Source organism: Tardiphaga sp. (assembly GCF_044340795.1).
In the GTDB taxonomy this organism is placed as follows: domain Bacteria; phylum Pseudomonadota; class Alphaproteobacteria; order Rhizobiales; family Xanthobacteraceae; genus Tardiphaga.
Genome location: NZ_JBIISY010000190.1, coordinates 1 through 11,658, shown reverse-complemented (window position 1 = coordinate 11,658; position 11,658 = coordinate 1). Strand labels below are relative to the sequence as shown.

At 64.2% G+C, this 11,658-nt stretch carries 13 protein-coding genes; 4 read left to right on the top strand and 9 right to left on the bottom strand.

Features of this window, described 5'->3' with window-relative positions; translation table 11 throughout:
* Both ACIQ17_RS24595 and groES read right to left on the bottom strand, forming a co-directional pair.
* Positions 1-560 (bottom strand): TCP-1/cpn60 chaperonin family protein (locus ACIQ17_RS24595; RefSeq protein ID WP_398471869.1); only part of this gene is annotated, 560 nt, incomplete at its 3' end.
* A gap of 146 nt (positions 561-706) precedes the next feature.
* Positions 707-1,003: a co-chaperone GroES gene (gene groES / locus ACIQ17_RS24590; protein WP_211909907.1), complete on the bottom strand. Its 297-nt coding sequence runs from the start codon at positions 1,001-1,003 to the stop codon at positions 707-709.
* A 348-nt stretch (positions 1,004-1,351) separates the two neighbouring features.
* Here groES and ACIQ17_RS24585 point away from each other — a divergent pair, with 348 nt between their 5' ends.
* Positions 1,352-1,882, top strand: a complete 531-nt coding sequence (locus tag ACIQ17_RS24585) for a hypothetical protein (RefSeq protein WP_398471868.1) — start codon at positions 1,352-1,354, stop codon at positions 1,880-1,882.
* A gap of 33 nt (positions 1,883-1,915) precedes the next feature.
* A complete protein-coding gene (locus ACIQ17_RS24580; RefSeq protein WP_398471867.1) occupies positions 1,916-3,124 on the top strand; it encodes an MFS transporter in 1,209 nt (402 codons plus the stop codon).
* 23 nt (positions 3,125-3,147) lie between these two features.
* On the opposite strand, the gene ACIQ17_RS24575 is transcribed toward ACIQ17_RS24580, so the two are convergent.
* Positions 3,148-3,924, bottom strand: a complete 777-nt coding sequence (locus ACIQ17_RS24575) for a protein phosphatase CheZ (RefSeq protein WP_398471866.1) — start codon at positions 3,922-3,924, stop codon at positions 3,148-3,150.
* A 297-nt stretch (positions 3,925-4,221) separates the two neighbouring features.
* Here ACIQ17_RS24575 and ACIQ17_RS24570 point away from each other — a divergent pair, with 297 nt between their 5' ends.
* Positions 4,222-5,025 carry a L,D-transpeptidase gene (locus tag ACIQ17_RS24570; RefSeq protein ID WP_398471864.1) on the top strand — a complete coding sequence of 268 codons (804 nt, stop codon included), beginning with the start codon at positions 4,222-4,224 and terminating at the stop codon, positions 5,023-5,025.
* 124 nt (positions 5,026-5,149) lie between these two features.
* Here ACIQ17_RS24570 and ACIQ17_RS24565 read toward each other — a convergent pair whose 3' ends face one another.
* Positions 5,150-5,986: a DUF2076 domain-containing protein gene (locus ACIQ17_RS24565; protein WP_398471863.1), complete on the bottom strand. Its 837-nt coding sequence runs from the start codon at positions 5,984-5,986 to the stop codon at positions 5,150-5,152.
* Positions 5,987-6,239: 253 nt separating this feature from the next.
* On the opposite strand from ACIQ17_RS24565, the gene ACIQ17_RS24560 reads away from it, so the two are divergent.
* The gene (locus ACIQ17_RS24560; RefSeq protein WP_398471862.1) at positions 6,240-6,671 is read left to right on the top strand and encodes a nuclear transport factor 2 family protein; all 432 of its coding nucleotides are present in this window, start codon (positions 6,240-6,242) and stop codon (positions 6,669-6,671) included.
* A 4-nt stretch (positions 6,672-6,675) separates the two neighbouring features.
* On the opposite strand, the gene ACIQ17_RS24555 is transcribed toward ACIQ17_RS24560, so the two are convergent.
* The 5 genes from ACIQ17_RS24555 to ACIQ17_RS24535 all read right to left on the bottom strand — a co-directional run.
* Positions 6,676-7,530, bottom strand: a complete 855-nt coding sequence (locus ACIQ17_RS24555; RefSeq protein ID WP_398471860.1) for a ChbG/HpnK family deacetylase — start codon at positions 7,528-7,530, stop codon at positions 6,676-6,678.
* Positions 7,527-8,582 (bottom strand): glycosyltransferase family 2 protein, encoded by a 1,056-nt coding sequence (locus ACIQ17_RS24550; protein WP_398471859.1) that lies wholly within the window; start codon positions 8,580-8,582, stop codon positions 7,527-7,529. Before ACIQ17_RS24550 ends, ACIQ17_RS24555 begins: the two co-directional genes overlap by 4 nt.
* A 174-nt stretch (positions 8,583-8,756) precedes the next feature.
* The gene (gene hisG / locus ACIQ17_RS24545) at positions 8,757-9,731 is read right to left on the bottom strand and encodes an ATP phosphoribosyltransferase (protein ID WP_398471858.1); all 975 of its coding nucleotides are present in this window, start codon (positions 9,729-9,731) and stop codon (positions 8,757-8,759) included.
* Positions 9,728-10,855, bottom strand: coding sequence for an ATP phosphoribosyltransferase regulatory subunit (locus ACIQ17_RS24540; RefSeq protein WP_398471857.1), 1,128 nt, complete (start codon positions 10,853-10,855; stop codon positions 9,728-9,730). Before ACIQ17_RS24540 ends, hisG begins: the two co-directional genes overlap by 4 nt.
* A gap of 90 nt (positions 10,856-10,945) precedes the next feature.
* The coding region (locus ACIQ17_RS24535; RefSeq protein WP_398471855.1) for a 16S rRNA (uracil(1498)-N(3))-methyltransferase at positions 10,946-11,658 on the bottom strand (713 nt) is incomplete at its 5' end.

The window sequence follows — 11,658 nt, the reverse complement described above, 5'->3', positions numbered from 1 at the left end:
ACTTCGGTCTCGAGCGACTTGTTCTCTTCGACGGTGATGACGCCTTCATTGCCGACCTTCTGCATCGCCTGGGCGATCATCTTGCCGATGGCGGCATCGCCATTGGCCGAGATGGTGCCGACCTGGGCGACTTCAGCGGAGGAGGCGACCGGCTTGGCGCGCTTCTCGATGTCCTTGATGACGGCGGCGACGGCGATGTCGATGCCGCGCTTGAGGTCCATCGGGTTCATGCCGGCGGCAACCGACTTGGCGCCTTCACGCACGATCGCCTGGGCGAGCACGGTGGAGGTGGTGGTGCCGTCGCCGGCATTGTCGTTGGTCTTCGAGGCGACTTCGCGCAGCATCTGCGCGCCCATGTTCTCGAACTTGTCCTCGAGCTCGATCTCCTTGGCGACGGTGACGCCGTCCTTGGTGATGCGCGGGGCGCCGAACGACTTCTCGATCACGACATTGCGGCCCTTCGGACCGAGCGTGACCTTGACGGCGTTGGCGAGGATGTCGACGCCGCGCAGCATGCGGTCGCGTGCGTCGCCGGCGAATTTAACGTCTTTGGCTGCCATGTGATGGTGCTCCTGATGGATGAAATTTGTACTCCGTCATGGCCGGGCCTGACCCGGCCATCCATCTTCGAGCGGGGCCCGGAGAAAGATGGGTCACCGGGTCAAGCCCGGTGACGACGTGAGAGTGTGCGGAGAGGGAAGGGCTGTTAGCCCACCACGCCCATGATGTCCGACTCCTTCATGATGAGGAGTTCTTCGCCGTCGAGCTTGATCTCGGTGCCCGACCACTTGCCGAACAGCACCTTGTCGCCGACCTTGATGTCGATCGGGATCAGCTTGCCGGCTTCGTCGCGGCCGCCCGGGCCGACGGCGATCACCTGGCCCTCGGAGGGCTTTTCCTTGGCGCTGTCCGGGATGATGATGCCGCCCTTGGACTTTTCTTCAGCGGTGATGCGCTTAACGACGACGCGGTCGTGCAGCGGACGGAACTTGGTCTTGGCCATAGGGAATTCCTCTGGTTGGTTGTAGAGTACACGGCCTCGGCGAGGGCAAAGGCGCCCCGCGCCGGTCGGCGCAGGGTTTAGCAATCCCGCGCCAAGAGTGCTAATCAGGCGGTTCGGGATATGGCCGAACGCCAGATGAGTCAAGCAAGGCCCGCATCGGCCTTGGGCCTTAAGCCTCTGGCGAATAAAGAGGGTTAAGGCCTTGGTGAGGCCAATATGCAATGGTCTGGAAACCATGTCGGCGTTACGCCGTAATGACATAGGCCTCCTGCGAGGCGGATGTTTTGACAGGTATTTTACGCTTCGCTGCTTGGGACGGGCAGTCGGGGATGTTGTTCAGGGGATGATATGATCAAGTCACGCACCACCCGCCCGGTCGCCCGTCTGGCGATCCTTTCCGTCATGGCCCTGGCTCTCGGAGCGTGCAGCTCCACAGGCGGCGGCGGGTTTGGTGGCATGTTCGGCAGTTCGGAACCGCCGCCGCCGGCCGAGCCGCCGCCGGCCCCGGAACTGCCGGCCTCGATCCGCTCGGAAGAAATCGTCGGGCGCTGGGGTCTGGCCTCCTACATGAACCCGAACGACAAGGTGCGCACGGAAAACGCCGCCCGCGGCCAGTGCAAGAATCCCTACATCATCGGCGCCGGCCCCACTGGCGGCGTCATGATGCATCTCGCCGACGAAGCGACGCCTCAGGAGTTGCGTCTGAAAGGCTCGCCGAGCGGCAAGAACTATATCGGCCCGCCCGGCCCGGCCGGCGACCCGCGCGACCGCGAGATCGTCTCCTTCGACGGCCGGATTCTGGTGACCAAGTTCATCGACAAGGACGCCGCCGTCCGTTACGGCAACATGGTCTATGTCCGCTGCGCGCCAAGGGCGTAAGATCGGGGTGTGATTCCCTGAAGATGTGACCGCATGCACAAATGGCGCGACCTCGTTTTCGGACCGGGCCGCGCCGTTCTCGTTCTGGCGGTCACGCAGATCCTCACCTGGGGGATCCTGATCTATCCGCCGGTGCTGACCATGCCGCATCTGGTGGCGGCGCATGGCTGGACGCTGGCCTTCGGCATGGCCGGCTTCACCCTCGGCCTCGTCACATCCGGCCTGCTGTCGCCCACCATCGGCGGGCTGATCGATCGCCACGGCGGCAATGTGGTGATGGCCTCCGGTGCGCTGGCCGGCGCGCTCGGCCTCGCCCTGATGCCCTTTGCCATGCACCCCGTCGCCTATTTCGCCTGCTGGTTGCTGCTCGGCACGGCCATGGCCACCAATCTCTATGATCCCGCCTTCGCCACGCTGACCCGCATCTTCGGCGCCAATGCGCGCCGGCAGATCACCTTCGTCACCTTTGCCGGCGGTTTTGCCTCCACCGTCGGCTGGCCCGCCACGCATCTGCTGCTGGAGAAGCTCGGCTGGCAGGGGACGTATCTGACCTTCGCCGCGGTCTTCGCCTGCGTCGTCGCTCCGCTGCACGCCTTCGCCCTGCCGCGCCATGTGGCGGCGACGCCGGCTCCGGCCGCGCAGGCGACCACAGAGCCGCCGCCGCAAGCCTTCCTGCTGCCGCATGGCCGGCCGTTCCTTTTGCTCGCCGCGGCCTTCGCGCTTTACAGCTTCATCCTGTCCGGTGTGACGTCGAACCTGTTGGCACTGCTGGATCGCGGTGGGTTGAGCGCCGCCCAGGCGGTCGCCATCGGCGCCATGTTCGGCCCGGCGCAAGTGGCCGCGCGTCTCGCCGATTTCGTGCTGGCCGGCCGCACCCATCCGCTGTGGATCGCGCGCGGCGCGGTGGTGCTGGTGGTGTCGGCCTTCGCGTTGCTGTCGCTGCTCGGCGTATCATTCCCGGTCGCGGCGCTGTTCGCCATCGCCTTCGGCGCCGCCAATGGCGTCATGACCATCGCCCGCGGCGCACTGCCGCTGCTGATGTTCGGGCCCAACGGCTATGGCCGCGTCATTGGCCGCATCGCGCGGCCCGCGCAGTTCGTGCAGGCCTTCGCCCCCTTCGTGGTCGCCTCCGCGGTGGAGACGCTGTCCGATCGCCACGTCCTGATGCTCGCCACGCTGGGCGCGCTGGTCGTGCTGGGTTGCTTCCTCGGAATCAAAACGCCGGGCAGTGCCCGGCGTTGAATGTTGAGTGTCCGTCGCGCGTCTTAATTGAACAGCGCGTCGATGTCGTCCTGCGAGGCGTGGCCGACATCGCCTTCCAGTTTCGGGCCATTGAGCAGCTTCTCGTCGTCGCTGCGATCATCGACCTTGGCCGGCGCATGCGCTTTGATCTCGTCGACGCCGCCCCAGATGTCCATCATCGCGGTGATGCGATTTTCGATGAACTTCATGGTGGTCATCACCTTGCTGATGCGCTGGCCGGTCAGGTCCTGAAAGTTACACGCCTCGAAGATCGACACGACATTGTCGCTGATCTCTTCCAGCAGCTGCTTCTGCTGGTCGGGCGAACCGACTTTGCCCGCGGCGGCGGCCGCATTGTCGATGGCTTCGGCTGCGGCCAGGATCTGCTGGGTCGCTTCCTCGGTGCCGCCGACCACCGCGCCGAGTTCGCCATTGACCTTGGCCATCTCGTCGCCATCAAAGCTCTTGCCGTGCAGGACAGCGATTTCCTGCTTGGTGCGCGTGATGGCGTCATGGATGAGATCGAGTTCGATCTTCAGTTTCTCGCACTGCTCGATCTGCGCGCGATAGGTCGCGAGCAGGGCCTGTGCTTCTTCAATCTGCTTCTGCGCGGCTGCGCCGACTTCGTCCGTCACGGCATTGTGTCCCGATGCGGGGGCTGCCATCTGTGCGCGGATCGCACGCAGTTCGGACATGATTTCGCGATGCATCGGCATCGGCTCACCACCGTCGTTCTCAGCAACGGAAGAGGGCGTGCCGAATACTTCTTCAATACGAAATCGCTTGCGACGAACAGACATCATGTCCCCCAACTCAACAATATTTGGACTGTCTTATATCAACGAGTTTTAACGCCGAGTTCACGTGGAACATGTGGTTGTGTAGTTCGACGCATTCTACGCGAACCACTGATTAACCATCGCGGTCCGGCGTTCATGCAAAAGTAACGCTACGGATGAGAACCGCGCCGAAGGCCGGCATGGTGAATCCAAACGGCGATTCCGTTTACCAAAGCGAGGCGATTTTAACCTTAACTCGGCGTGTGACAGGCGCGGCTCCGGTGAGCGGCGCGCGACGAAACGGGTAAGAGTACGTCGATGTTCAGAAAGCTGAATTGTGCGTTCCTGGCGAGCGCATCCATTGTCGCGATCCATGCGACCCCCGCGGCGGCCATCGATGCCGTCACGCCTTACGCCCAGCCCGAAGTCATCTATGCCGCCCCGGCGCAGCGTCCGGTGCAGCAGCGTGTCGCATCCGCGCAGCGCGGCAACATGGGCGGCGGCTTCATCGAATTCCTGTTCAGCGATGGCGCCCATGGTTCGAACTACGGTCCGGGCTATCAGACCTCGCCGGACCGGCAATACGAGCCGCGCCGCCGCATGCTGCCGCCGATGGAGCCCGAACAGCGCGCCGCCTATCAGCAGGACGACTCCATCGATCCCGCGCGTCCGGCGATGGATCCGAAATATCTGCCGCAGATGGTGGCCTATGACGGCCGTGAAGGTGCCGGCACCATCGTGGTCGATACCGGCAACAAGTTTCTCTATCTGGTGCAGGATGGCGGCAAGGCGATGCGCTACGGCATCGGCGTCGGCCGTCCCGGCTTCACCTGGCAGGGCGTGAAGACGATCACGGCGAAGAAGGAATGGCCGTCCTGGACGCCGCCGAAGGAAATGCTGGCGCGCCGCCCCGACCTGCCGCGCTACATGGAAGGCGGCCCGGAAAACCCGCTCGGCGCACGGGCGATGTATCTGGGATCATCGCTCTATCGCATCCACGGCTCCAACGAGCCATGGACGATCGGCACCAATGTCTCCTCGGGCTGTTTCCGGATGCGCAATGAGGACGTGATCGACCTCTACGGCCGCGTCAATGTCGGCGCGAAGGTGGTTGTGATCTGAGTTCTTGACCTCTCCCCGCAAACAGGTGGGGAGAGGTTTGTCGTAGGGCGGCTTAGCGAAGCGTAATCCGCCGGCCGAGTTCGTGTGGCGAAGAACGGCGGATTACGGCTTCGCCTCATCCGCCCTACGCGTAATCGCCGTCGTCCGAATCCATGTCCATGTCGTCGAAGTCGCCGTCGTCCTGATCCTGGTCCTGATCCTGATCGTAGTCGGCCTGGGCCTGGTCGAAGTTGCCCGAACCCTGCCGGTTCGACGAGCCGATATCATTCAGCCCGGCCTGGCTGGCGAGGCTGTCATTCGACGACGAATTGGAATCGCCGCCCCACGGGCTCCTGCTGCCGCCGGCATTCGCCGCGTCGGTCAGCCCCTGCTGGTGGTTGCCGCCCATCATGCCCTTGATGCTGTTGAGCAGCAGTGAGCCACCGACCACGCCGGCCGCAGCCGCCGCGGCGGTGCCCAGGAAAGATCCGCCGCCACCGCCGGCCTGCTGCCCCATCGGGGGCTGGCCCATCGGTCCCTGGCCGTAACCGCCTTGCTGACCATAGCCGGCCTGCTGGCCATAGCCGCCCTGCGGCTGGCCGCTGCCAAGCACCTGGCCTGTATTCCACGAGGCGCGGGAAGGCTCGCCCGGGCGCACATTGGGCACCGAGCCACGGGGCGCATTGGGCGCCTGGCCCTGCTGGCCGCCGCCAAACAGCGCATCGCGCATGGAGTCCAGGAAGCCGCCCGGCGGCGCCTGTTCGGGTGCGCCGCCTTGCTCCAGCTGCTGGATACGGTCATGGGCGCGCTTCAGCGCCTCGTCCTGCAGCAGCACGGTCTGCACCAGCGCATAGACCGCGTTGGGAGCCTTGCGCTGGCCCTGGGTGATGGCGTCCTGCGCATCGGGATCGCGTGGCCCACCTTCGACCTTGCTGAGCCGGTCAAAGAGATCGTCAACCAGTTGGCGTTCTTGCGGTGTCATGGCGTCCTCATTGTCTTCTGCGCACGCATGGGGTGCGCTGAGCATGTAATGACGCTTTGTGTCGGCAATAGTGCCCGGCGGATTAAATTTGGTTATGCGACATAGTGGCCGTTTCCATCGCTTCTCCGCGCTGCGGGGGAAGAAGAAGGGATGTATTCGCCAATCTCGGAACCAGCGAGCACGATCGCTCATTCCCAAATAGCGGCGCTGGCGTCAGCGCACCCGACCCTTACGGATCATGCAGGAAGCCGATATGCAACGTGCCGTGACCGAACTATTCAACCGATATGCCCGCGAGACCAACAAGGCGCTGGTCGGAGAGCCGGATCTGTCTGCGCTTGTCGAGTTGTACACCGACAGCTTTATCGGATCTTCTCCGCTTGGAGTCATGACAGGCCAACAGGGTGACGAGTTTACAAAGGCTCTCACAGCCGGCTTCGCGCGTTATCGCGCCATCGGCACGCGACGGATGACAATTCTCGATGTTCGCGTCGAGCCGATCGATACGATCCATGCGCTTGCCAATGTGGCGTGGCGCGCAAGCTATAGCCGCGATGGCGCGCAGAAGGAGATCGATTTCAATAATGTCTATCTGGTCCGGATCGACGATGGCCGGGCAAAGGTGTTTGGCTGGATCACCGGCGACGAAGACGCCGAGCTGCGCAAGCATGGCGTCATCGCGTGAGTCCCTAATCCACCGATCGGACTAGCGTCACATTATTCTCATCCAGCAATTGAACGAACTCATCGCTCGCCAGATACGCATATTCGCGTTCGCGCTGGTCGGTGAACGGGTCGAGGTCGAGCAGCACGTCATCCACATAGCCGGGATGGCACATCACCAGCCCGCCATCGGGCAGGCCGTCGAGAAACCGCGCCATCAGTGGTCCGAAATCCGGTGCCTTGGTGAAATCGTAAGCGCCCGCAAAGCCGGGATTGAACACCACGCCTGCCTTCGATGCGCGCCTGCGAAACGCGGCACTCAACGTATCCAGCAGCAGCGCTTTCGGCGCATCGAGCCGTTTTGACAGCGGATGAACGCGGCCGGACTGGCGCACCCAGGCGTCCGGCGCGCCGGCCTTCACCGCGCGCAAAAAGGGATCGCGGACCTGCGGAAAGGTCTGCACATGCTGATGGCCGTCCACATAGGCCGGCGGCGCGCCGAACAAGGTCGTGAACTTGGCGATCTGCGCCGACACTTCGCCCTGGATCATCTCGGCATCGAGCCGGCGCAGCGCGCCCGCGCGCAGCATCTTGCCGAGCGGCAGGAACAGGCCATCCAGCAGCGGGCGATAATGCATGGTCAGCGGATGGAAGGGCGCCGTCAGCGTCACATGCAACCCGATGGCGCAGTCGCGATTGAGGGCGACAGCGCCTTGCAGTGCGCTCACTTCATCGCGGGTGATGGCCGAGCCTACCACCATCACCGATGTTGCATTCAACCGCTTGCGCGCAATCAGCTCGCGGATGCCGCGATTGACGCCGGGGCTGATGCCGTAATCGTCAGCACAAAGCGTGATCCGGCGCGGCACGATGCCGCTCATTCGACGACGGTCCGGTCAGGTGCAGCCGCGGGCACAGTGGCGGCCTCAGGCGCCGACGGCTTCACGCTGTGCTCAGCGATGAAATAGACCGGGCGCCCTTTCAGCTCGGAGAGGATCTTGCCGATATATTCGCCGAGCACGCCGATCATGATCAGTTGCACGCCGCCGATCGTCATCACGCCGACGATGATCGAGGGATAGCCGGGCACGGATTTGCCCACCACCATGGTTTCCCACAGGATCGAGATGCCGAACAGGAAGGCCGCACCTGCGAACAGCAGGCCGAACAGGCTGGCAAGGCGCAGCGGCGCCACCGAGAACGAGGTCAGGCCCTCGATCGACAGGCCGATCAGCGCCTTCGGATTGAAGGACGACACGCCATGGGCGCGCGCTTGCGGCTCGTAATCGACGCGGAGCTGGCGGAAGCCGATCCAGGTGGCGAGGCCCTTGAAGAAGCGGTTGCGCTCGGGCAGCTGACGCAGTGCCGCCGCGGCGCGCGGCGAGAGCAGGCGGAAGTCGCCGGCGTCCTCCGGAATCTTGGTGCGGGCGCCCCAATTGATCAATGAGTAGAAGCCGCGCACGGCGGTGCGGAGCAGGAAGCTTTCATTGTCGCGATGGGCCTTGGCGGTGAAGACGACGTCATAGCCATCGACGATCCAGTGATGCACCAGCTTCTCGACGAATTCGGGCGGATGCTGGCCGTCGCCGTCCATGAACAGCACGGCGCCCTTCTTGCAGTGATCGAGGCCGGCCATCAGCGCGGCTTCCTTGCCGAAATTGCGCGACAGCGAAATCACCTGCACGTCGATCTCGTCGGGCGACAGCGCCTGCGCGATCTTCAGCGTGTCGTCGCGGCTGCCGTCGTCGATATAGACGACCTCGCAAGCGAGGCCGTAGCGCGCCTTCAGCGTGCGGGCGAGGCTGACGAGCTTGTCGTGCAGCGCGGCAAGGCCGGGCGCTTCATTGTAGCAGGGCACCACCAGCGACAGGCCCTGCGCCGCCGCAGTGCGGGAGTCGGTGGTGAGGTCGGAAACGTCGCTGCCCAGCATCATGAAGGAGGAATCCCAATCAATCCAATATGCCGTTTACTCCGCCTGTCATCCCCGCGAAAGCGGGGATCCAGTAGACTGACGGCCGTGATAGGCCGCGAAGCCGGCGTTTACTTGATCGCCCGGTCAAGCCGGGCGATGACAGCGAAGTATGTCGTTTCGCTCCGCGCAATGCGACTACCGCAAAAACGCCTCGAGCTTCGCGAACAGCGGGTTCTCGCGGTCCAGCACGTAGTCGAGCGATGCAACCGAAACGGTGTCTGCGCCATGGTCGCGCAGGAAGCTGCCGAGCGCATAGATCTGCGCCGGCGGGCAGTGCAGCGTCACCATGCCCGACGAGGTCGGGCCGCCGAACGGTGACACCACGCCAAACCGGTTATGCGCCTCGTCGAGCAGCGCCTGATTGCAGCCGGCGAAGCGGGTGCGCACTTCCTTGTATTTGCCGGCGCGGGCGCGTGAGGCGATGTGATCGAGAATGACGCGGGCGGTTTCGCGCGCCGCCGGCGACCAGTCGGCGCTGCGCGAGGCAACGAGATTGGCCTGGCTGCGCAGCATCACGCCGTCATCGAGCACCTTGAGGCCATTGGCCGCGAGGGTCGCGCCCGTCGTGGTGATGTCGACGATCAGTTCGGCCGCGCCGGTGGCCGGTGCGCCTTCGGTGGCGCCGGCGCTCTCAACGATGCGATAATCCATCACCCCATGCGCAGCGAAATAGGCGCGGGTGAGATTGATATACTTTGTCGCGACGCGCATGCGGCGATTGTGCTGCTCGCGAAAACCCGTCGCGACGTCGTCGAGATCGGCCATGGTGCGAACATCGATCCAGGCCTGCGGCACGGCCACGACCACATCGGCGCGCCCGAAGCCGAGGCCTTCGATCAGCGCCACGCGCTTGTCGGTGTCGACGATGTTTTCCCGCAAGAGATCCTCGCCGGTGATGCCGAGATGCACCGAACCACGCGACAGGTTGGCCGCGATCTCGCTGGCCGAGAGATAGGCGATCTCGACATTGTCGAGGCCTGCGATGGTGCCGCGATAGTCGCGCACGCCGCCGGCCTTGGTCAGCGTCAGGCCGGCGCGGCTGAAGAACGCTTCGGCATTTTCCTGCAGGCGCCCCTTGGAGGGGACGGCGACGACGAAGGGGCTGCTCATGACGCGTCTCCTGCGCGGGTGGAGAACGCGTCGATCCAGATCGAGAAGCCCACGGCTGGAATGGCGGTGGATGCACCAAGCTGGGACAGCAATCCGTCATAGCGGCCACCGGCCACCAGCGGCGGCACGATGCCGTTGTCGATGCCGTGCAGTTCGAATTCGAAGCCGGTGTAGTAGTCGAGACCGCGGCCGAAAGCGGTGGCGAATTTGATCGCGCTAGTATCGATGCCACGCGCGGCCATGAAGCCGATGCGCTGTTCGAATTCGTCGATCGCCGCTGTCAGATCGAGCTTCGCGTCGGCTGCGAGCTTGCGCAGCTCGGCGACGGTATCATCGGGCGTGCCGGCGATGGCGAGGAAGCGCTTGATCAGCGCCAGTGCATGTTTCGGCAGCGCGCCGCCCTTGAGCGTCGATTGCTCGAGGAAGCGATCGGCGATTTCGGCAACCGAACGGCCACCGAGATTGGTCGCGCCGGCGATCGACATCAGGTCGGTTACCAGCGCCAGCGCCGCCTTGCGGTCGGAACCGGCGAGGGCGGCGAGCACGCCTTCATACTCGTTGCGGACCGGCGACTCGGCCAAGGTCAGTCGGTCGAGGTCTTCGGCGAGGTTCGCCTGGCGGTTGAAATCCTTCATCAGGCGACGCTTCCAGACCGGATAGAGGTCGAGCGCCTCGATGAGGGCGGCGAACAGGGCGACATCGCCCGTCTTGATTTCGACGCGAGGCTGCCCCAGTGCGGCCGCAGCATTCAGGGCCAGAACCAGCATTTCTGCGTCCGCAGCCGCGCGATCCGCACGGCCGAAGGACTCGATCCCCGCCTGCTGAAATTCGCTTGGTGTTCCATGACGATAGCGGAAAACCGGGCCGAGATAGCTGAACCCGGCCGGCTGTCCGGCCTGCTCGGAGGCGAGATAATCGCGCGCCACCGGAATCGTCAGGTCCGGCCGCAGGCACAATTCCTCGCCGGTCAGGTCGGTGGTCAGATACAAGCTCTTGCGGATGTCCTCGCCGGAAAGGTCCAGAAACGGCTCGGCCGGCTGCAAAATCGCCGGCGACGCATGGACATAGCCCGCCTCGGCAAACGAGGTCAGCAGGGTGTCCGTCCAGGCGGCGGGTTTTGTCATCTCGAAGTCCAGCAATTCCAATGAGGTGGCCGTGGTCGCAGCCCCTTAGCACGGCACTTGCGACGTTTCGACCACCTTTGCGGAAGTGACTTAACTGAAAGTGGTCCAGTCGCCCAAGGTCGCCTGAATCACCGCCAATGCGGCCACTGCGGCCGTATCCGCCCGCATGATCCGCGGCCCCAGCGCCAGTCGGAGAATGGTCGGCTGCTTTAAGAGAAGTGCCCGTTCCTCATCGGCAAAGCCGCCTTCGGGCCCGATCATGACGTCGATTCCGCCCGCTGCTTTCTCCCGCGCCCCGGCCAAAGCTGTAATGGGATCAAACACTTCCGCGGCCTCATCGCAGAAAACCAGCAGCCGCTGGCCGTCGCGCTGGTCGAGGAACTTGCCGAGATTCACGGGCTCGCCGACCTCCGCAATGCTGAGAATCCCGCACTGCTCGGCCGCCTCCACCACATTCGCCCGCATCCGCTCGGTATTGACCCGGCTGGTCTGGGTATGGCGCGTCACCACCGGCTGCAGCTTCGCCGCGCCCATCTCGATGGCCTTCTGCACCATGTAATCGAGCCGCGCATGCTTCAGCGGGGCGAAGGCGTAGGTGATGTCGGACAACCGGTCCTGCGCCCGCATCTGCTTGAGAACCAATAGTTTGTCGGCCCGTTTGCCGGCGGCGATGGCGGCCTGCCATTCGCCGTCGCGACCGTTGAACACCAGCACGGGGTCGCCGGCATTCAGCCGCAGCACATTGCCGAGATAATTGCTCTGGCTGCGGTCGAGGGCGATGGCCGCGTCAACATAGAGGCGGG